Below are 20,002 nucleotides of genomic sequence, written 5' to 3'. Positions count from 1 at the left end.
CGGCGCGCCCTATCCGCCGGTGTGCACCTGGAAGGCGGCCCGGCGCACCGCCTTGGCCAGCGCCGGGTCGGGGTGCGCGGCGGCGAGTGCGACCAGGACCTGCACGGTGCGCGGGTGCCCCACCGCGCGCACCTCGGCGAGCAGCCGCGGGACGGTGGGCTGCACCGCGGACTCCAGGTGGCGCACGAGCATCGACGTCTCCCCGTGGTCGGCGACGGCGGCGGCGGTGTCGACCCACAGCCAGGTGGCCTCTTCGCGGGTGAGGACCTCGTGGGCGTCCTCCGGGTCGGCGCCGTCGTGCTCGGCCAGCCACAGCAGGGCGTAGGGCCGCAGCGTCGGCTCGTCGACGACGCCGTGCACATCGGGCTCGGCGGGGGCGCCGACGACCCGCAGCGCCTCGAAGGCGAGGCCACGCAGCAGCGCGTCGTCGCCGCGGGCGGCCTCGATCAGTTCGGTGACGGCGCTCCCGACGGGGCGGGCGGCGAGCCAGGCACGGTACTCGGCGCGGGCGGCGTTGGGACGGAGCTGGGCGCAGCCGCGGAGCATGTCCTCGGCGGACTGCTCGATGTTCCCGGCGGGGCTCTGCGCGGCCACGCAGATCTGCTCCAGCTTGACCCATACCGCCCAGCTGCCGAGCGGGGTGAGGGTGGCCTGGCCTTCGCCGTAGGTGAGGGCGCCGACGGAGGCGAGGGCGTGCAGGGCCCAGTCGAGGACCGGGGCGAGGAGGGCGTCCTCGGCGGGCGCGGGCGCCGGGACGGCGGGCGCGCCCGCCGTCGGGAGCGCGGCGCCGGGGGCGTCGCCCGGGCCGGACTCGTAGGGGACTTCGCAGCGCTTGGTACGCAGTTCGGTGACCCGCTGTTGAAGCAGGTCGAGGAGCTGCTCGACCGGGACCGGACCGGCGGACAGCTGAAGGAAGGAGAGTGCCTGGGGCATGGCCGAGATCACGTCCGCGACGACCGCGTGCTCCTGCTCGGCGGGTTCCGGGTGGGCCAGCGACCAGGCGTCGAAGAGCGCGACCCAGCCGCGCAGTACGGCGCTGTCGTCCCGGTTCCAGGCGCGCAGCCGCCAGCCGGGGCGGGCGCTGTCGCCGTGCACCTCGACGAGGCCGGCGAGGCGGGCGGTGTCCCAGTCGGCCCGGACCTGGGCCACGGTCAGGTTCAGATCGTCGGCCGCCCGTTCGACGGTCGTGTCGGAGAGGATGGCCTTGCCGTCCTCGGTGGCACCGGCGCGGCCGGGGCCGAGGGCGGCATCGGCCCAGTGGGCTACGCGGGCCGCGCCCGCCAGGCCGGAGCGAGCCATTCTGGCCAGCTCCGCGGGGGCGGGCGTGCCTTCCGGAGGCCGGGGTGCGGGGCGGCGTGAGCGCCGCTGGTTCACAGCTGTGGGGGCGGCGGCCAGGGGTCGCGGTCGGACGAGTCGAAGCCTGGAGTCGCGCGGGATACGGGACGTCACGGGGGCAGTCTTCCGGTTGACGGTCCGAAAACCCAAACGGAATGTCACGGCGCGCGACGGGGGTGGCCAATGCACGGTGTCCGGTCGGGCTGGACGGGCCATGATCAGGCCACCGGTACGGAGTTAAACGGAATGGATTGCATGGACGGCGTCATGGATTACATGAGCGGCGTCAGGAACCGGCGCAGCTGTTCCTCGTACTCTTCGGGATCGGCGTTCCACATGGCCGCGTGCGGGGCGTTCGGGACGGTGTGCAGGGCGATCCGGTCCGGGCGGCGGTCGGCGAGGCACCGGGAGTGCACCCAGGGGGCCACTGTGTCGCCGGGGCCGTGGATGATCAGGGTGGGCACGTCGAGCCGGGTGGGGTCGGCGGTGTCGGCGAGGCCGTCGGGGTGCAGTCCGGTGCGCCCCTGCGCGGCGCGCACGGCGAGCGGCAGCACGGCGTCCGGCGCGTGGCGGGCCGATGCCAGGGCGCGCAGTGTGGCCTGCCAGTCGAGCACCGGTGAGTCGAGGACGAGCCCGGCGACGCGGTCGCGTTCGGGCGAGCGGGCGGCGGCGCGCAAAGCCATGGTGGCGCCGGTGGACCAGCCGAGCAGGACCACGCGGTCGGCGCCGTGCCGGACGGCGTGGCGGATCGCCGCGTCCAGGTCGCGCCACTCGGTCTCGCCGAAGTGGTTCAGACCGTCGGGTCGGCGGGGTGCGCCGAGGTCGCCGCGGTAGGCGAGGGCGAGCACCGGAAGGCGCCTGCGGTGCAGGAACTCCATGACGTTCAGCGCCTGTTCGCGGGTGGTGCCCAGACCGTGCACGGCGATCACCCAGATGTCCCGCCGGCCGGGCACGAACCAGGCGGGCAGTGGGCCGAGTTCGCCGGGCACGTCGATGTCCGCGTGGTCTAGGTCGAGGGCGGAGGCCGGGTTGCCGACGTGCACGTTCGGGGTGAGCCAGACCTTGTCACCGGCCCTGAGCGTGCCGTGGGTGACGCCGTGCAGGCGGCGTACGACGGTGTCGGCGGTGCTCCGCACGGACTCCAGGACGGGTCCGACGACGGCGTGCGAGCCGTTGCCCGCGAGGCCGTAGGTGCCGGGGCGCAGCGAGGCCAGGTCGCGGGTGAGGGTGATCTGTCCCGCGGCCGTGGCGTGCACGGTGAGCCGGGGTTCGGTGGGCAGGGGCCGACCGGCCGGCGCCTTGAGCGCGGCGTCGCTGGCCAGCCGCCCGGCGGCCACACTGGCCGCACCGGCTGCCAGGGCCGCGGTGACGGCGGCGGCCGTCACTGTGACAGTGCGCACGCCACCAGTCTCCCGGCGGACCGCGCGGTCGGCCAGCGGGAGCGGGGGTTCTTTGGCCGGTTGCGCAGTTCCCCGCGCCCCTGAAGGGAGTGGATGGATGCCGTTGTGAGTGAGTGCGGGGGTGTCTTTCCGCGTGCCGGGGGGTCAGGGGCGCTGGCCGTAGTCGTGCAGTCGTTCCGCCACCTCCGTCAGCTGGTCCGGGGTCAGGAGGGTGGGGGTGTGGCCCGGTACCGAGGACGCCGTCAGCCACAGACGGCACATCCACTCCAGCTGGGCGGTGCGGTCGTATGCCTGGTCGAGGGTGCCGCCGTAGGTGAGGGTGCCGTGGTTGCGCAGCAGGCAGCCGGAGCGGTCGGCGAGGGCGCGGAGCATGTTCCGGGCCAGTTCCTCGGTGCCGTACGTGGCATACGGTGCGACCCGGACGGGGCCGCCGAGCGCCGCCGACATGTAGTGGATCGAGGGCAGTTCGGAGACGAGCGTCGAGACGGCCGTGGCGTGCACGGCGTGGGTGTGGACAACGGCGCGCGCGTCCGTGGCGCGGTAGACGGCGAGGTGCATGGGCAGTTCGCTGGTGGGCACCAGCGTGCCGAGCACCTGTCGGCCGTCGAGGTCCACACCGGTCACATCGTCCGGCGTGAGCCGGTCGTACGGCACGCCCGAGGGCGTGACCAGCACGGTGTCGCCGATGCGCACCGAGACGTTCCCGGAGGTGCCGACGACCAGTCCGTCGGACACGGTGCGGCGGGCCGCGCCGACCAGTTCCTCCCAGGCGCGCGCCTCCTCGTGCCCCGCGCCCCGTGTCGCCGTCCGCCGCTCCCGCCGCTGTTCCGCCATGCCGTGATCCTGCCGGGTGACCCGGATCTCTTCAACGGGCGGGCACACCCGCCCCGCACGACACCACAAGTCCCCTCATGGTTCATCTTCCGTTCATTCAGGTTTCCTACGTTCAACCGGTCGATGACTTCGAACGATTGCCTGGGTAAATGGAAAACTTCTCGCTGATCCTCGCGATTGTGGTGCTCACCGCACTCGCGTTCGATTTCACGAACGGTTTCCACGACACCGCCAACGCGATGGCCACGACCATCTCGACCGGTGCGCTCAAGCCCAAGGTGGCGGTGGCCCTGTCCGCCACCCTCAACCTGGTGGGCGCCTTCCTCTCCGTGGAGGTCGCCAACACGATCTCCAAAGGTCTCGTCGACGAGAGCGGCATCCGTCCCGAGGTCATCTTCGCCGCCCTGGTGGGGGCGATCCTCTGGAACCTGCTGACCTGGCTGGTGGGCCTGCCCTCCAGTTCCTCGCACGCCCTGATGGGTGGTCTGATCGGCGCCACCCTCGCCTCCGCCGGCGCGGGCGCCGTCCACGGCGACGTGCTCGTCACCAAGGTCCTCATCCCGGCGCTCGCCGCCCCGGTCGTCGCGGGCGTGGCGGCGCTGCTCGCCACCCGCCTGTCGTACCGGCTCGGCGCGCAGGCGGACGGCAGGGCCGCCGAGCGGGGCTACCGGGCCGGCCAGATCGCCTCCGCGGGCCTGGTCTCCCTGGCCCACGGCACCAACGACGCCCAGAAGACGATGGGCATCATCACGCTGGCGCTGATCGCCGGCGGCGCCCTCGCCCCCGGCTCCAACCCTCCCACCTGGGTCATCCTCTCCGCGGGTCTCGCCATTGCGCTCGGCACCTACCTCGGCGGCTGGCGGATCATCCGCACCATGGGCAAGGGCCTGACCGACCTCGGGCCGCAGCAGGGCTTCGCCGCGCAGACCAGCGCCGCGACCGCCATCCTGGCCTCCTCGCACCTCGGCTTCTCCCTCTCCACCACGCATGTCGTCTCCGGTTCCGTGATGGGCGCGGGCCTGGGCCGCAGGGGCGGCGTGGTCCGCTGGTCCACGGCGACCCGGATGTTCGTCGCCTGGGCGCTGACGCTGCCGGCCGCCGCGCTGGCAGGCGCGCTCGCGGAGACCGTCACGGAGCTGGGCGACTGGGGCACCGGGTGCGTGGGCGTCTTCCTGGTCGGCGCGGGCGCCGCGATCTGGAAGGTCTCCCGGCGCGAGGTCGTCGACCACAGCAATGTCAACGACACCGGTGAGCCGACCGCGGCGCCCGCCGCCGCGCCGCCCCCGGGGTCAGGCTCCCCGGCCGCCGACCTGACGGCCACGATCCCGCCCCCGCCGGTCTCCGCGTCCTCGCCCCAGTCGGCCTCCGCGTCTTCGCCCCCGCCGGTGTCTGCAGCCCCGGCCGCCGCCACCGCCGCCGCAGACCAGGCCGCCCCGCCGACCGCCGCCGTCTGACCGTCCACTCCCTCCTCGTCCACTCCCCTCCTGGTCCGCTCCCCTCCCTCCGGTACCCAAGGAAGCATCACCATGAAGATCGACTGGGCGGCCCTCGGCTCCGTCCTCGGCGTCAGTCTCACGGTCACCGTGGCGCTGGTGACCCTCTTCACCCTCGGCGTGGCCGGACTGTCGCACCGCGAACGGGCCGCGGCGCGGGGCGGTTCCGGGGGCCTCGCGCTGACCGCCGCCTGCGCGTGCTTCGCGGCGTGCGCCGCCGCGGTGGGCTACGGCATCCATCTGATCGCCGCCTAAGCGCTCCGCTGGATGTGCCGCGCTGTGCCGTCGGTCGTCTGCGGCACCGTCGTGGCTGGTCGCGCAGTTCCCCGCGCCCCTTCGGGGCGCTGCGTGCGGCCGTGCCGATATGAGCCTCGGCACACTCTCCCCTCGCAGGTCAACGGCAGTTGACGGCCCTTCCGGGGCCATGGTGGACTGCCGGAGCCATGTACGGCGGCACGAGAGGAAGCCGGTGCGAATCCGGCGCGGTCCCGCCACTGTCACCGGGGTAGAACTCCCCGGGAGCCAGGAACTCTCACCGCCGGTCTCGTCGAACCAGGGCGTGGACACCCTGAGTGAGGACATATCGCCATGCTCGGCTGCGGATTGAGATACAGCACCAGGTCGCTTCCCGACCCCACGGCCGGCTGAGCCGGTGCGTGCCGATCGCGTCTTCGCGTACGGCGCCGCCCTCGGCCTCCTCAGTGACCTGCTCGTCGGCGATCCGCGTCGCGGGCATCCGGTCGCCGCGTTCGGGCGTGCGGCCGACGCGGCGGAGCGGGCACTGTGGCGGGACCACCGCGGGTGGGGAGTCGTGCACACCGCCGTGTGCGTCGGTGGCGCCGCGGCCCTCGGGGCCGTGGCCCAGCGGGCCGTACGCGCCTCCCCCGCCGCCTCGGTGGCGCTCACCGGGGCCGTCACCTGGGTGGTAGTGGGCGGGACTTCGCTCGCCCGGGAGGCCCGGGCCGTCGGGCGGGCCCTCCAGGCGGGGGACGTCACGGCGGCCAGGGCGCGGCTGCCGCATCTGTGCGGGCGGGACCCGCAGGCCCTGGACGCCGACGGGATCGCCCGGGCGGTCGTGGAGTCCGTGGCCGAGAACACCTCCGACGCGGTCGTCGGGGCCCTGGTGTGGGGGGCGTTGGGCGGAGTGCCCGGGCTCGTCGGGTTCCGGGCCGTGAACACCCTCGACGCGATGGTCGGGCACCGCTCGCCGCGCCACCGCCGGTTCGGCTGGGCCGCGGCACGGCTCGACGACGTCGCCGGCTGGCCGGGGGCGCGGCTCACCGCCGCCCTCGCCGCCGTCTGCGGGCCCGACGCGCGGGGCGCCGTACGGGCGTGGCGGGCCGACGCCCGCCGGCATCCGAGCCCCAACGCCGGTCCCGTCGAGGCGTCTTTCGCCGGGGCGCTGGGCGTGCGGATGGGCGGGACCCTCTCGTACGGGGGGCGCGTCGAGCACCGGGCCGTGCTCAACGGCGGCGGCCGTGCCGTCACCACCCCGGACATCGAACGCGCCGTACGGCTCTCCCGCCGGGTCGGGCTGCTCGCGCTCGGCGTCGTGGCCGCCGCGCGCCTGGCCGCGCAGGGACACCGGTCATGAGCCGCGAAGGGACTCCGGTCATGAACGGTGGTGGTCTCCTCGTCGCCGGTACCACCTCCGACGCCGGAAAGAGCGTCGTCACCGCCGGGATCTGCCGGTGGCTGGTGCGGCAGGGGGTCAAGGTCGCGCCGTTCAAGGCGCAGAACATGTCCCTGAACTCGTTCGTCACCCGGGAGGGCGCCGAGATCGGGCGGGCCCAGGCCATGCAGGCCCAGGCGTGCCGGATCGAGCCGACCGCGCTGATGAACCCCGTACTGCTCAAGCCGGGCGGGGAACAGAGCAGCCAGGTCGTGCTGCTGGGCAGGCCCGTGGGCGAGCTGAGCGCGCGCGGCTACCACGGTGGGCGGCAGCAGCGGCTGCTGGGGACCGTCCTCGACTGTCTCGCCACGCTGCGGTCCACGTACGACGCGGTGATCTGCGAGGGGGCCGGGAGCCCGGCGGAGATCAACCTGCGGCGCACCGACATCGTGAACATGGGCATCGCGCGGGGCGCGCGGCTGCCCGTGCTGGTGGTCGGTGACATCGACCGCGGGGGCGTCTTCGCGTCGTTCTTCGGGACCGTGGCGCTGCTGTCGCGCGAGGACCAGGAACAGGTCGCCGGGTTCCTCGTCAACAAGTTCCGCGGGGACGCGGGCCTGTTGGCGCCGGGCCTCGACATGCTGCACGCCCTGACCGGACGGCACACCTACGGCGTCCTGCCGTTCCGGCACGGACTCGGCATCGACGAGGAGGACGGGATGGGGGTCCCCGCCGCCCGAGCGGAGTCGAGAGCCGGGGGGCGGGGCTCGCCGCCCGGCGCGGTGCGGGAGTCGGCGGTCGCCGAACCCGTCGGCGCGGACGTGCTGCGGGTCGCCGTGTGCGCCGTGCCGCTCATGTCCAACTTCACCGACGTGGACGCGCTGGCCGCCGAACCGGGCGTGGTGGTGCGGTTCGTGGACCGGCCGGAGGAACTGGCCGACGCGGACCTCGTCGTCGTCCCCGGGACCCGGGGCACCGTCCGGGCCCTTCAGTGGCTGCGGGAGCGCGGGCTGGCCCGGACGCTCACCCGCCGGGCCCGCGAGGGCCGCCCGGTCCTCGGCATCTGCGGCGGCTTCCAGATCCTCGGCGAGCACATCGAGGACGAGGTCGAGTCGCGCGCCGGGCAGGTGCCAGGGCTCGGCCTGCTGCCGGTGCGGGTGCGGTTCGCCCCCGAGAAGACCCTCGCCCGGCCCTTTGGCACAGCGCTCGGCGAGCACGTCGAGGGCTACGAGATCCATCACGGCGTCGCCGACGTCATCGGCGGCGAGCCCTTCCTGGACGGCTGCCGGGTCGGCCGGACCTGGGGCACGCACTGGCACGGCGCGCTGGAGTCGGACGGCTTCCGGCGGGCCTTTCTGCGCGAGGTGGCGGCCGCCGCGGACCGCCGCTTCGTACCGGCCGGTGACACGTCCTTCGCCGCGCTGCGCGAGCGGCGGCTCGACCGGCTCGGCGACCTGATCGAACAGCACGCGGACACGGACGCGCTGTGGCGGCTCATCGAGTCGGGCGCGCCACGAGGACTGCCCTTCATTCCACCGGGAGCGCCCGCATGAGCACAGTGTTGTTGTTGTCGACCGCCGACACCGATCTGCTGGCGGCGCGTGCCTCCGGCGCGCCCTACCTGATCGGCAACCCGACCCGGATCGATGTCGCCGAGGAGCTTCCGGCGCTGCTGCGGCGGGCCGGCCTCGCCGTCGTACGGCTGCTGGGCGGCAAGCGGGCCTGGGAGGACGGGCTGGCCGTGCTGAAGGCGTCCGGGGTGCCGACCGTGCTGCTCGGCGGCGAGGCCGTCCCGGACGCCGAGTTGATGGCCGAGTCGTCCGTGCCCGCGGGTGTCGTCGCCGAGGCGCTGCGCTATCTGGTGGAGGGCGGACCCGCCAATCTCACCGAACTCGCCCGGTTCCTGTCCGACACCGTGCTGCTGACCGGTGAGGGCTTCGACGGGCCGCGGAAGATGCCGGAGTACGGCGTCCACGGCGAGCGGGTCCCCGTCGCGGGCCGCCCGACCGTCGGCGTGCTCTTCTACCGGGCCCACGAGCTGAGCGGCAACACCGCCTTCGTGGACACCCTGTGCGACGCGATCGAGGCGCGCGGCGCCAACGCCCTTCCCGTGTACTGCGGTTCGCTGCGCGGCGCGGACGCCGGGCTGTACTCGATTCTCGGCCGGGCCGACGCGCTGGTGGCGACCGTGCTCGCCGCGGGCGGCACCCACGCCTCGCAGGCGTCGGCGGGCGGTGACGAGGAAGCCTGGGACGTCGGGGCGCTCGCCGATCTCGGCATCCCGGTGCTGCAAGGGCTCTGCCTCACCTCCTCGCACAGCGCCTGGGACGCGTCCGACGCCGCCCTGTCCCCCATGGACGCGGCGATGCAGGTCGCCATCCCGGAGTTCGACGGACGGCTGATCACCGTGCCGTTCTCCTTCAAGGAGCGGGGACCGGACGACGTGCCCGTGTACGTCGCCGACCCCGAGCGGGCCGGTCGGGTCGCCGGAATCGCCGTACGGCACGCGCGGTTGAGGCACAAGGGGAACGCCGACAAGAAGCTGGCGCTCGTCTTCACCGCCTATCCGACCAAGCACTCCCGGGTCGGCAACGCGGTCGGTCTGGACACGCCCGCGTCGGCGGTGCGGGTGCTGGACGCGCTGCGCGACGCGGGCTACTCGCTCACCGAATACCCCGCGGGCGGCGACGAGTTGATCCACCGGCTGATCGCGGCCGGCGGGCACGACGTCGAGTGGCTGACGGAGGAGCAGCTGGCCGCCGCGACCGCCCGGGTGCCGCTCGCCGACTACCGGGCGTGGTTCGACGCGCTCGACCCGAAGCTGCGCGGCGCCATGCTGGAGGCGTGGGGCGAGCCGCCCGGCGGCCTCTATGTCGACGGGGACGACATCGTGCTCGCGTCCCTGCGGTTCGGGAACGTCGTCGTGATGATCCAGCCGCCGCGCGGCTTCGGCGAGAACCCCATCGCGATCTACCACGACCCCGACATGCCGCCGTCCCACCACTACCTGGCGGCCTACCGCTGGTTGGAGAACGACTTCGGCGCCGACGCGATCGTGCACATGGGCAAGCACGGCACGATGGAGTGGCTGCCGGGCAAGGGCCTCGGCCTGAGCGCCGGCTGCGCCCCGGACGCCGTGCTCGGCGAGCTGCCCCTCGTGTACCCGTTCATCGTCAACGACCCCGGCGAGGGCACTCAGGCCAAGCGGCGCGGCCACGCCACCATCGTCGACCACCTCGTGCCGCCGATGGCCCGCGCCGACACCTACGGCGAACTGGCCAAGCTGGAGCAGCTACTGGACGAGTACGCGCTCGTCTGCGACCTGGACCCGGCGAAGGCACCGGCGGTGCGCAGCCAGATCTGGACGCTCGTTCGGGCAGCGGAACTCCAGCACGATCTGCATGTCGACGAGCAGCCGGACGATGATGAGTTCGACGAGTTCGTCATGCACATCGACGGTTATCTGTGCGAGATCAAGGACGTGCAGATCCGCGACGGCCTGCATGTGCTGGGCGGCGGCCCGGTCGGCGAGCCGCGCGTGAACCTGGTGCTGGCCGTCCTGCGGGCGTCCCAGGTGTGGGGCGGGCAGGCAGGCGCCCTGCCGGGGCTCAGGGCCTGCCTCGCCGCCCGTTTCGGGCTGGTCGAGAAGGAGTTGCTGGCCGAGCCGGGCGCGCCGGTGAAGGTTCCGGTGGAGCTGACGGACCTGGTGGCGGGCCCGTCCCGGACCGCCGCCGACGCGATCGACCTGCTGGAGCAGCTGTGCCGGCGGATCGCGGAGAGCATGGAGGCCCGCGGCTGGGCGACGGCCGAGAGCGCGCCCCTGGTGCGCGAGGTGCTGGGCGGCGAACTCCCGGACGCGGTGGCCGTGCTGGAGTTCGCCTGCACCGAGGTGGTGCCACGGCTGGCCCGGACGAGCGACGAGATCGGGCACATCCTCCGCGCGCTGGACGGCGGTTATGTCCCGGCGGGCCCGTCGGGCTCCCCCACCCGCGGGCTGGTCAACGTCCTGCCGACCGGCCGGAACTTCTACTCGGTCGACCCCAAGGCCATTCCGTCCCGGCTGAGTTGGGAGGTCGGCCAGTCGCTCGCCGACTCCCTGGTGCAGCGCTACCTCAAGGACACCGGGGAGTACCCCAGGTCCGTCGGCCTGACGGTGTGGGGCACGTCCGCGATGCGCACCCAGGGCGACGACATCGCGGAGATTCTGGCCCTGCTGGGCTGCCGTCCGGTCTGGGACGACGCCTCGCGCCGGGTGACCGGATTCGAGATCGTGCAGCTCGCCGAACTCGGCCGGCCCCGCATCGACGTCACGGTCCGTATCTCCGGCTTCTTCCGGGACGCGTTCCCGCATGTGGTCGGGTTGATCGATGACGCGGTACGGGCGGTGGCCGAGCTGGACGAGCCGGCCGACCGGAACTTCGTGCGCGCGCACGCCGACGAGGACACCGCCGAGCACGGCGACCGGCGGCGCGCGACGGCCCGGATCTTCGGCTCCAAGCCGGGCGCGTACGGGGCCGGTCTGCTGCCGCTGATCGACGCCCGCAACTGGCGCTCGGACGCGGACCTCGCCGAGGTGTACGCGGTGTGGGGCGGCTATGCCTACGGGCGCGGACTCGACGGGCGGGCGGCCCGCGGGGACATGGAGACGGCGTTCCGGCGGATCGCCGTAGCGGCGAAGAACGTCGACACGAGAGAGCATGACATCGCCGACGCGGACGACTACTTCCAGTACCACGGCGGCATGGTCGCGATGGTGCGGCATCTGACAGGCGTCAACCCCGAGGCGTACGTGGGCGATTCGGCCACGCCGGATCAGGTGCGGACGCGGACGCTCGGCGAGGAGACGCACCGGGTCTTCCGGGCGCGTGTCGTCAACCCCCGCTGGATGGCGGCGATGCGGCGGCACGGCTACAAGGGCGCCTTCGAGATGGCGGCGACCGTGGACTACCTGTTCGGGTACGACGCCACGGCGGGGGTGGTGGACGACTGGATGTACGAGCGGCTCGGCGCCGAGTACGTCTTCGACGCCGAGAACCGGGACTTCATGAGGAAGTCCAACCCGTGGGCACTGCGCGGGATCACGGAGCGGCTCTTGGAGGCCGCCGACCGCGGGCTGTGGGCGGAACCGGACCAGGAGACCCTGGACCGGCTCCGGGCGACCTACCTCGAACTTGAGGGAGACCTGGAGGGAGACGCGTGATCTCCCTGCGAATCCCCGCGACGGCGGGGAGCACTCGACGTGTAGGTCTTGGTGCAGCTCTGCCGCGGGACCATCCCCGCGTCGGCGGGGACCAAGTCTCGACCATGGCATGCCTACAGCCAGAGCGTGATTCGTTCTGTGCCACGTCACCCGAAGGAGTGTTCACCGCATGAGCGCGCCGTACCCGTTCACTGCCATCGTCGGACAGGACGATCTGCGCCTGGCACTCCTTCTCAACGCGGTGAGCCCCGCGGTTGGCGGAGTCCTCGTTCGCGGCGAGAAGGGCACCGCGAAGAGCACTGCCGTGCGCGCGCTATCGGCGCTGCTGCCCGAGGTGGCCGTCGTGCCGGGCTGCCGTTTCTCCTGTGCCCCGGCCTCGCCCGACTCGGCGTGCCCGGATGGGCCGCACGAGGCGGGCAACGGCGTCGTTCGCCCCGCGCGCATGGTCGAACTCCCCGTCGGCGCCTCCGAGGACCGGCTGGTAGGGGCGCTCGACATCGAACGCGCCCTCGCCGAAGGCGTGAAGAGCTTCGAGCCGGGCCTGTTGGCGCAGGCGCACCGCGGCATCCTCTACGTGGACGAGGTCAACCTCCTCCACGACCACCTGGTCGACCTGCTGCTGGACGCGGCGGCGATGGGGGCCTCCTACGTCGAGCGGGAGGGCGTCTCCGTACGGCATGCCGCGCGTTTCCTGCTGGTCGGCACCATGAACCCCGAAGAGGGCGAACTGCGCCCGCAGTTGCTGGACCGGTTCGGGCTGACCGTCGAGGTGGCCGCCTCGCGGGAGCCGGAGCAGCGGGTGGAGGTCGTGCGGCGCAGGCTCGCCTACGACGACGACCCCGTCGGTTTCGCCGCGCGCTGGGCCGGCGAAGAGGCCACCGTACGGCAACGGATCCTCGCGGCTCGGGAACTGCTGCCGCAGGTGCAGCTGGGCGATGGCGCGCTGCGGCAGATCGCGGCGGTGTGCAGCGCGTTCGAGGTGGACGGCATGCGGGCCGACATCGTGATGGCGCGCACGGCGACCGCGCTGGCGGCCTGGGCCGGGCGGACGGACGTGCTCGCCGAGGACGTGCGGCAGGCGGCGCTGCTCGCGCTGCCGCACCGGCGGCGGCGGAATCCGTTCGACGCGCCGGGCCTGGACGAGGACAGGCTGGACCAGACGCTGGAGGAGTTCTCCGGCGACGGCGACGGCAAAGGCGAGGGAGAGGGAGAGGGAGACGACGATCCCGATCCCGGTCCCGATGGGCCCGGAGGCGGTGGTGGGCAGTCGGCGCCCGACAGCGGCCCCCAGGGCGGCGGGGACAGCACCGCACGGCCCGAGGCCGGCGAGGGCGGGGAGCCGCAGACGTCCGGCGGGCGGGAGCAGTCGGCCGCACGGGCCTTGGAGCCGTTCAGGACCAAGGTGCTGAGCGTGCCGGGGATCGGCGAGGGCGCCGCCGGGCGGCGGTCGCGGGCGCGGACCGAGCAAGGGCGCACCACCGGGGCCCGTAGGCCCCAGGGCGCGCTGACCAAGTTGCATCTGGCCGCCACCGTGCAGGCCGCCGCCCCGCACCAGCGGGCGCGTGGCCGCACCGGACCTGGGCTTCTGCTGCGTCGTGACGATCTCAGGCAAGCGGTGCGAGAGGGTCACGAAGCCAATCTCGTGCTGTTCGTGGTGGACGCCTCCGGGTCGATGGCGGCACGGCAGCGGATGGGCGCCGTGAAGGGCGCGGTGCTGTCGCTGCTGCTCGACGCCTACCAGCGGCGGGACAAGGTGGGGCTGGTGACGTTCCGGGGTGCGGCGGCCGATGTCGCGCTGCCGCCGACCTCGTCGGTTGACACGGCGGCGGCCCGGCTGGAGTCGCTGCCGACCGGCGGGCGGACGCCGCTCGCGGCCGGGCTGCTCAAGGCGCACGAGGTGCTGCGGGTGGAGCGGCTGCGGGATCCGGCGCGCCGGGCGCTGGTCGTGGTGGTGACCGACGGGCGCGCCACCGGCGGCCCCGAGCCGGTCGCCCTCGCCGGGCGCGCGGCGCGGCTGTTCGCGGCCGAGCGGATCGCGTCCGTGGTCGTGGACTGCGAGTCCGGGCCGGTGCGGCTCGGGCTCGCCGGGCGGCTCGCGGGTGAGCTGGACGGTACGGCCGTCACGCTGGACGAGCTGCGGGCGGACTCCATCGCCGGTCTTGTCAGGGATGTGCAGGGGACGTCGAGGAGGGCCGCGTAATGCCGCAGGGACAGCCGAGTGTGGTGCCGGACGATGGTCTGACGACGCGTCAGCGGCGCAACCGTCCGCTCGTCGTGGTCCACACGGGCGTCGGCAAGGGCAAGTCCACGGCCGCCTTCGGGCTGGCGCTGCGCGCCTGGAACCAGGGCTGGCCGATCGGGGTGTTCCAGTTCGTCAAGTCGGCCAAGTGGAAGGTCGGCGAGGAGCGGGCGCTGCGGGTGCTCGGAGACTCCGGCGAGGGCGGGTCCGTCGCCTGGCACAAGATGGGCGAGGGCTGGTCCTGGGTCCAGCGGGACGCGCAGTTGGACAACGAGCAGAAGGCCCAGGAGGGCTGGGCGCAGGTCAAGCGGGACCTGGCGGCGCAGACGTACCGGCTGTATGTGCTCGACGAGTTCGTGTACCCGATGCACTGGGGCTGGGTGGACACGGACGAGGTGGTCGCGGTGCTGCGCGACCGGCCGGGCACCCAGCATGTGGTGATCACCGGGCGGAACGCGCCGGGCGCGCTCGTGGACTTCGCCGACCTCGTCACCGACATGTCGAAGGTCAAGCACCCCATGGACGTGGGCCAGAAGGGCCAGCGGGGCATCGAATGGTGACATCCGTACCCCGTCTGGTCGTCGCCGCGCCCGCGTCGGGCAGTGGCAAGACCACGGTCGCCACCGGGTTGATGGCGGCGCTGGCCGGGCGGGGGCTCGCCGTGTCCCCGCACAAGGTCGGTCCTGACTACATCGACCCCGGTTATCACGCGCTCGCCACCGGGCGGGTGGGCCGCAACCTCGACGCGTATCTGTGCGGTCCCGAGCTGATCGGCCCGCTGTTCGCGCACGCGGCGCACGGCTGTGACATCGCCGTCGTCGAGGGCGTGATGGGGCTGTACGACGGCGCCGCCGGGGAGGGCGAGCTGGCCTCCACGGCACAGGTGGCGAAGCTGCTGCGGGCGCCGGTCGTGCTCGTGGTGGACGCGTCCGCGCAGTCACGGTCGGTGGCGGCGCTGGTGCACGGGTTCGCGTCCTGGGATCCGCAGCTGCGGATCGGCGGTGTGATCCTGAACAAGGTGGCGTCCGAGCGGCACGAGGAGCTGCTGCGGGAGGCGTTGGAGTCGGCCGGGGTGCCGGTGCTGGGGGTGCTGCGGCGGGCCACGGCCGTGTCGACGCCGTCCAGGCATCTGGGTCTTGTGCCGGTCACGGAACGGCGGGCCGCGGCGGTGGACGCCGTGCGGGCGATGGCGGCGCTGGTGTCCGAGGGGTGTGACCTGAGCGCGTTGGAAGCACTGGCCCGCGCCGCCGGTCCGCTGCCGGCGGGCGCCGCCCCCTGGACCCCCGGCTCGCCCGGCCTCCGCGAGGACCCGTCGGCTGAGCAGCCGGCGCCGAGAGTCGCCCTCGCCGGTGGTCCCGCGTTCACCTTCTGCTACGCCGAGCACACCGAACTTCTCACCGCCGCCGGGGCCGAAGTCGTCCCCTTCGACCCGCTGCGGGACGAGCAACTGCCGGAGGGCACCCGCGGGTTGGTCATCGGCGGCGGGTTCCCGGAGGAGTACGCCGACGAGCTGTCCGCCAACGAGCCGTTGCGCGGGGCGGTCGCCGCCCTGGCCGAGTCCGGTGCTCCCGTCGCCGCCGAGTGCGCGGGGCTGCTGTATCTGTGCCGGGAGCTGGACGGGCTGCCGATGTGCGGGGTGCTCGACGCGACCGCGCGGATGACCGAGCGGCTCACCCTCGGCTACCGGGACGCGGTCGCCGTCAGCGACAGCGTGCTGGCGGGGGTGGGGACGCGGATGCGGGGGCACGAGTTCCACCGGACCGTCGTCGCGCCGGGCGCGGGGACGGCCCCGGCGTGGGGCGTGCGGGGTCCGAAGCGGCGCGTCGAGGGTTTTGTGCAGCAAGGGGTGCACGCGAGTTATCTGCACACGCACTGGGCCGCGCAACCCGGCACGGCCCACCGGTTCGTGGAGAGGTGCCGGACCACATGAACAACACACTCACCGGAATCGGCGTCGGCCCCGGCGACCCGGAACTCGTCACCGTCAAAGGCGTCAACGCACTGCGCGCCGCCGCTGTCGTGGTCGTACCGGTGATGGACACCGGGGAGCCCGGGCGCGCGGAGGCGACCGTGCTGCACTACGTGCCCGTGGAGAAGGTGGTCCGGGTGGTGTTCGCGCTCAACGAGCGCACCGACCGAGCCCGGCGGGAGGCCGCCTGGGACACGGCCGGGGAGCGGGTCGCGCGGTTGCTGCGGGAGGTGGGGTCCGTCGCCTTCGCGACCATCGGCGACCCGAACGTGTACTCCACCTTCACCTATCTCGCCCAGACGGTCGCGGAGCTGGTGCCGGGGACCGTTGTGGAGACGGTGCCCGGGATCACCGCCATGCAGGATCTCGCGGCCCGGTCGGGCGCCGTGCTGACCGAGGGGACCGAGCCGCTCACGCTGGTGCCGGTGACCGCCGGGGCGGCCGTGCTCAAGGACGCGCTGGCCGGGCCCGGCACGGTCGTCGCGTACAAGTTCGGGCGGCGGGCCGGCGAGGTGGCCGAGGCGCTGCGGGAGACCGGGCGGCTCCAGGACGCCGTGTGGGGTTCGGCGCTGGGCCTGCCGGAGGAATCGATCCGGCCCGCCGCCGACCTCGGCGGGGCGCCGCTGCCGTACCTGTCCACGCTCATCGCACCGGCCCGACGCGACGGCTCACGGGGCGGCAAACTGTGAGCGCCGTCGGAGTGCCCTCAACCGTCCGCCGTCAAAGTGCCCCCAACCGGCGACCCGGCCCGCCACCACCCCGGCGGAACACCACCGCCACACATACCCACACCCATCGCGCCCGCCCGACGCGACGGCTCACGGGGCGGCAAACTGTGAGCGCCGTCGGAATGCCCTCAACCGTCCGCCGTCAAAGTGCCCCCAACCGGCGACCCGGCCCGCCACCACCCCGGCGGAACGCCACCGCCACACATACCCACACCCATCGCGCCCGCCCGACGCGACGGCTCACGGGGCGGCAAACCGTGAGCACCGTCGGAGTGCCCTCAGACGTCGGGGTGCCCTCAGCCGGCGACGCCCACCACCAGCCAGATGAACGCGGCCCCGGCCACGGTGCACAGCACGGTCGAGCGGGCGGGGTGCCGGTGGTGTGCCTCGGGGAGGATCTCGGCCGCGGCGAGGTACAGGAGCACCCCGGCGAAGAGCCCGAGATAGCCGCCGAGCGCCTGCTCGGGGATGGTGAAGAGCGCCGTCGACAGGGCGCCGGCCACCGGGGCGCACGCGTCGGCGAACAGCATCGCGAGCGCCCTGCGGCGCGCGTTGCCGTACAGGCTGGTGAGGGTGAACGTGTTGAAGCCGTCCGCGAAGTCGTGGGCGATCACCGCGAGCGCCACGGCCACGCCCATGCCGCCGTCGACCTGGAAGGCGGCGCCGATGGCCACGCCGTCCATGGCGCTGTGGCCGACCATCGCGCCGGCCGCGGTGAGCCCCACCTCGGGCGAGCGGTGGTCGTGGGCATGCGGGGGCGCGCCCGTGCGGGGCGGCGCCGCGGACGCCCCCGCGGGGGCGAGGCCGGGCGGGGGGGAACCTGGCCGCCCGAGGGACGGGGCGGGAGAGCCTGGCCGCCCGAGGGGCGCGGCCGGGCCGCCCGCCCGGTCCGTCGCGGGCGGCGCGGTGACCGCGTGTTCCGTGCCGCCATGTTCCGTGCCGCCGTGGGCCGTGCGGCGGGTCGCCAGGAGGCGTTCCACCAGATGCGCCAGGAGGAAGCCGGCCACGAACAGCAGCAGGGCGGCCGGCACTCCGAACACCTCCCGGCCGGCCGCCGCGAGCGCCTCCGGCAGCAGGTCGAGACCCACCACACCCAGCATCAGGCCGCCGGCCAGGCCCAGCACCAGGTGGCGGCGGTCGGTCACCCGCTGTGCCGCCCAGCCGCCGGCCAGCGTCATCAGGAACGCGCCGAGCGCGACGAAGACAGCCATGGGCCCTTGCTATCCGATCGGCCGCCGACCGCGCGCATCCGGCCCGCGCGCCCCCGACACCAACTCTGACATTTCGTACGAGAGGACCCTTTCCCATGGCCGATGCCCCCACCGGCAAGGTGACCTTCGTCGGTGCCGGCCCCGGCGCCGCCGACCTGCTGACGTTCCGTGCCGCACGCGCCATCGCCGAGGCCGACGTGGTGATCTGGGCGGCCAGCCTGGTCCAGGCGGAGGTCCTCGACCACGCCCGCGAGGACGCGCGGATCCTGGACTCGGCGGCCCTGGCGCTGGAGGACGTCGTCGCCGTCTACCGGCAGGCCCATGCCGAAGGGCTGCGGGTCGCGCGCGTCCACTCCGGCGACCCGGCGCTGTGGGGCGGCACCCAGGAACAGCTCGACCGGTGCGCGGAGATCGGGATCGAGACGGAGGTCGTGCCCGGCGTCTCCGCGTTCTCCGCGGTCGCCGCGATCGCGCGGCGCGAGCTGACCGTCCCCGAGGTGGCGCAGTCGGTCGTGCTCACCCGGCTCGGTGGGGGCAAGACCCCGATGCCGCCCGGGGAGGAGGTGCGCGAGTTCGCCCGGCACGGCACGACCATGGCGGTCTTCCTGTCCGCCGCGCGCAGCGGGCAGTTGGTGCGGGAACTGCTGGAGGGCGGCTATCCGACCAGCACGCCGGTGGTGGTCGCGTACCAGGCGACCTGGCCCGAGGAGCTGGTGGTGCGCTGCACGGTCGGCACGCTGGAGGAGACGGTCAAGGAGCACCGGCTGTGGAAGCACACGCTCTTCCTGGTCGGCCCGGCCCTGGACGCGCACGGCACCCGCTCGCACCTCTACCATCCCGGTCACTTCCACGGCTTCCGCAGGGCCGATCCCGAGGCCCGCAGGGCGCTGCGCGAGCGGGGCGCGACCACATGACACCGCTGATCACCGTCGTGGGCACGGGTACGGGGGCGCCGGTCCGGCAGGACGCCCTGGCCGGTGCCGCGCTGATCGTGGGCGGGCGGCGGCATCTGGACTCCGTACGCCTGCCGGGCGGGGCCGAACGGCTGGTGCTCGGGTCGCTCGGACGCGCCCTCGACACCATCGCGGGGTATGTCGAGGCGGCCCGGCCGGTCGTGGTGCTGGCCTCCGGGGATCCGGGGTTCTTCGGGATCGTGCGGGCGCTGGCCGAGCGGTTCGGGTCCGGGCTGCTCGATGTGCGGCCCGGTGTCTCGTCGGTCGCGACGGCGTTCGCACGCATCGGGCTGTCCTGGGACGACGCGGTCGTGGTCAGCGCGCACGGGCGTGCGCTGCGCACCGCCGTCAATGCCTGCCGGGCGCATCCCAAGGTGGCCGTGCTGACCGGGCCGGGCGCGGGGCCCGCCGAGCTGGGGGCCGCGCTCGGCGCCGCGGACCGGGTCCTCGTCGTGGCGAGCGCGCTCGGCGACCCGGCCGGTGAGCGGGTGGAGCGGGTCACGCCCGCCGAGGCCGCCGCCCGGGACTGGGGCGCGGCGGTGAGCGTGGTCCTCTGCCTGGACGAGTCCCGGGCGCCGGGTGCGGCGCGGACGGTGGCCGGGCCGGACGCCCGGCCGTCCCGGTGGGCCCTGGACGAGGCCGAGTTCGCCCACCGCGATTCGATGATCACCAAGTTCGAGGTGCGGGCGCTGGCCCTGGCCCGGCTCGGCCCGCGCCTGGGCGACCTGGTGTGGGACGTCGGCGCGGGCTCCGGTTCGGTGGCGGTGGAGTGCGCGCGGCTCGGCGCCGCCGCCGTGGCGGTCGAGAAGAGCGCGGACGGCGTCGAGCGGATCCGGGCCAACACGGCGGCGCACGGCGTCGACGTACGGGTGGTGCACGGGACGGCGCCGGCCGTGCTCGCCGGGCTCCCCGACCCCGACGCCGTGTTCGTCGGCGGTGGCGGCCGGGAGCTGCCCGCCGTCGTCACGGAGTGCGCCCGGCGGGCCCGGCGGGCGGTCGTGGTCGCCGTGGCCGCCCTTGACCGGGTG

At 74.0% G+C, this 20,002-nt stretch carries 15 protein-coding genes and 1 riboswitch; of the genes, 11 read left to right on the top strand and 4 right to left on the bottom strand.

The features are described 5' to 3' along the window. Nucleotides 1-9 precede the first annotated feature (9 nt). The 3 genes from ACWEKM_RS24335 to ACWEKM_RS24325 all read right to left on the bottom strand — a co-directional run bounded on the left by ACWEKM_RS24335 (nucleotide 10) and on the right by ACWEKM_RS24325 (nucleotide 3,569). Nucleotides 10-1,449 carry a hypothetical protein gene (locus ACWEKM_RS24335; protein WP_451623313.1) on the bottom strand — a complete coding sequence of 480 codons (1,440 nt, stop codon included), beginning with the start codon at nucleotides 1,447-1,449 and terminating at the stop codon, nucleotides 10-12. 158 nt (nucleotides 1,450-1,607) lie between these two features. Beyond that, nucleotides 1,608-2,735, bottom strand: a complete 1,128-nt coding sequence (locus ACWEKM_RS24330) for an alpha/beta hydrolase (RefSeq protein ID WP_451623312.1) — start codon at nucleotides 2,733-2,735, stop codon at nucleotides 1,608-1,610. A gap of 144 nt (nucleotides 2,736-2,879) precedes the next feature. Next, nucleotides 2,880-3,569, bottom strand: a complete 690-nt coding sequence (locus ACWEKM_RS24325; RefSeq protein ID WP_451623311.1) for a class II aldolase/adducin family protein — start codon at nucleotides 3,567-3,569, stop codon at nucleotides 2,880-2,882. A 149-nt stretch (nucleotides 3,570-3,718) separates the two neighbouring features. On the opposite strand from ACWEKM_RS24325, the gene ACWEKM_RS24320 reads away from it, so the two are divergent. The 9 genes from ACWEKM_RS24320 (at nucleotide 3,719) to cobI (ending at nucleotide 16,771) form a co-directional block, all read left to right on the top strand. Then, nucleotides 3,719-5,023, top strand: coding sequence for an anion permease (locus ACWEKM_RS24320; RefSeq protein ID WP_451623310.1), 1,305 nt, complete (start codon nucleotides 3,719-3,721; stop codon nucleotides 5,021-5,023). Nucleotides 5,024-5,095: 72 nt separating this feature from the next. After that, entirely contained in the window at nucleotides 5,096-5,317 is a 222-nt protein-coding gene (locus ACWEKM_RS24315; RefSeq protein ID WP_451623309.1) for a hypothetical protein, read from the top strand. A 156-nt stretch (nucleotides 5,318-5,473) separates the two neighbouring features. After that, nucleotides 5,474-5,613: riboswitch (cobalamin riboswitch) on the top strand. Nucleotides 5,614-5,714: 101 nt separating this feature from the next. Next, nucleotides 5,715-6,656, top strand: coding sequence for a cobalamin biosynthesis protein (locus tag ACWEKM_RS24310; RefSeq protein WP_451623308.1), 942 nt, complete (start codon nucleotides 5,715-5,717; stop codon nucleotides 6,654-6,656). Nucleotides 6,657-6,676: 20 nt separating this feature from the next. Further along, nucleotides 6,677-8,227 carry a cobyric acid synthase gene (locus tag ACWEKM_RS24305; RefSeq protein WP_451623352.1) on the top strand — a complete coding sequence of 517 codons (1,551 nt, stop codon included), beginning with the start codon at nucleotides 6,677-6,679 and terminating at the stop codon, nucleotides 8,225-8,227. Further along, a complete protein-coding gene (gene cobN / locus ACWEKM_RS24300; protein WP_451623307.1) occupies nucleotides 8,224-11,874 on the top strand; it encodes a cobaltochelatase subunit CobN in 3,651 nt (1,216 codons plus the stop codon). The genes ACWEKM_RS24305 and cobN overlap by 4 nt, the downstream gene beginning before the upstream one ends. A gap of 169 nt (nucleotides 11,875-12,043) precedes the next feature. Further along, nucleotides 12,044-14,074: a putative cobaltochelatase gene (locus ACWEKM_RS24295; protein ID WP_451623306.1), complete on the top strand. Its 2,031-nt coding sequence runs from the start codon at nucleotides 12,044-12,046 to the stop codon at nucleotides 14,072-14,074. After that, nucleotides 14,074-14,673: a cob(I)yrinic acid a,c-diamide adenosyltransferase gene (cobO, locus tag ACWEKM_RS24290; RefSeq protein WP_451623305.1), complete on the top strand. Its 600-nt coding sequence runs from the start codon at nucleotides 14,074-14,076 to the stop codon at nucleotides 14,671-14,673. Before ACWEKM_RS24295 ends, cobO begins: the two co-directional genes overlap by 1 nt. Further along, nucleotides 14,667-16,043 carry a cobyrinate a,c-diamide synthase gene (locus tag ACWEKM_RS24285; protein ID WP_451623304.1) on the top strand — a complete coding sequence of 459 codons (1,377 nt, stop codon included), beginning with the start codon at nucleotides 14,667-14,669 and terminating at the stop codon, nucleotides 16,041-16,043. Before cobO ends, ACWEKM_RS24285 begins: the two co-directional genes overlap by 7 nt. Beyond that, on the top strand, nucleotides 16,040-16,771 hold the full coding sequence (cobI, locus tag ACWEKM_RS24280; RefSeq protein ID WP_451623303.1) for a precorrin-2 C(20)-methyltransferase: 732 nt from the start codon (nucleotides 16,040-16,042) through the stop codon (nucleotides 16,769-16,771). The genes ACWEKM_RS24285 and cobI overlap by 4 nt, the downstream gene beginning before the upstream one ends. Nucleotides 16,772-17,106: 335 nt before the next feature. On the opposite strand, the gene ACWEKM_RS24275 is transcribed toward cobI, so the two are convergent. Next, entirely contained in the window at nucleotides 17,107-18,021 is a 915-nt protein-coding gene (locus tag ACWEKM_RS24275) for a ZIP family metal transporter (RefSeq protein ID WP_451623302.1), read from the bottom strand. A gap of 95 nt (nucleotides 18,022-18,116) precedes the next feature. Between ACWEKM_RS24275 and cobM the strand changes: the two genes are divergently transcribed. Both cobM and cbiE read left to right on the top strand, forming a co-directional pair. Then, nucleotides 18,117-18,935 carry a precorrin-4 C(11)-methyltransferase gene (gene cobM / locus ACWEKM_RS24270; RefSeq protein ID WP_451623301.1) on the top strand — a complete coding sequence of 273 codons (819 nt, stop codon included), beginning with the start codon at nucleotides 18,117-18,119 and terminating at the stop codon, nucleotides 18,933-18,935. Nucleotides 18,936-18,940: 5 nt separating this feature from the next. Beyond that, the coding region (gene cbiE / locus ACWEKM_RS24265; protein ID WP_451623351.1) for a precorrin-6y C5,15-methyltransferase (decarboxylating) subunit CbiE at nucleotides 18,941-20,002 on the top strand (1,062 nt) is incomplete at its 3' end.

It is taken from the genome of Streptomyces sp. NPDC004752, from assembly GCF_053601275.1.
This window is presented reverse-complemented; position numbering and strand designations above follow the sequence as displayed.

Bases quoted from the DNA above. Each gene is read 5' to 3' on its own strand.
- cobO (WP_451623305.1), top strand. From the start codon at position 14,074: ATGCCGCAGGGACAGCCGAGTGTGGTGCCGGACGATGGTCTGACGACG.
- cobI (WP_451623303.1), top strand. From the start codon at position 16,040: ATGAACAACACACTCACCGGAATCGGCGTCGGCCCCGGCGACCCGGAA.
- ACWEKM_RS24305 (WP_451623352.1), top strand. From the start codon at position 6,677: ATGAACGGTGGTGGTCTCCTCGTCGCCGGTACCACCTCCGACGCCGGA.
- ACWEKM_RS24320 (WP_451623310.1), top strand. From the start codon at position 3,719: ATGGAAAACTTCTCGCTGATCCTCGCGATTGTGGTGCTCACCGCACTC.
- ACWEKM_RS24295 (WP_451623306.1), top strand. From the start codon at position 12,044: ATGAGCGCGCCGTACCCGTTCACTGCCATCGTCGGACAGGACGATCTG.
- cobN (WP_451623307.1), top strand. From the start codon at position 8,224: ATGAGCACAGTGTTGTTGTTGTCGACCGCCGACACCGATCTGCTGGCG.
- ACWEKM_RS24325 (WP_451623311.1), bottom strand. From the start codon at position 3,569: ATGGCGGAACAGCGGCGGGAGCGGCGGACGGCGACACGGGGCGCGGGG.
- ACWEKM_RS24275 (WP_451623302.1), bottom strand. From the start codon at position 18,021: ATGGCTGTCTTCGTCGCGCTCGGCGCGTTCCTGATGACGCTGGCCGGC.
- ACWEKM_RS24285 (WP_451623304.1), top strand. From the start codon at position 14,667: ATGGTGACATCCGTACCCCGTCTGGTCGTCGCCGCGCCCGCGTCGGGC.
- cobM (WP_451623301.1), top strand. From the start codon at position 18,117: ATGGCCGATGCCCCCACCGGCAAGGTGACCTTCGTCGGTGCCGGCCCC.
- ACWEKM_RS24315 (WP_451623309.1), top strand. From the start codon at position 5,096: ATGAAGATCGACTGGGCGGCCCTCGGCTCCGTCCTCGGCGTCAGTCTC.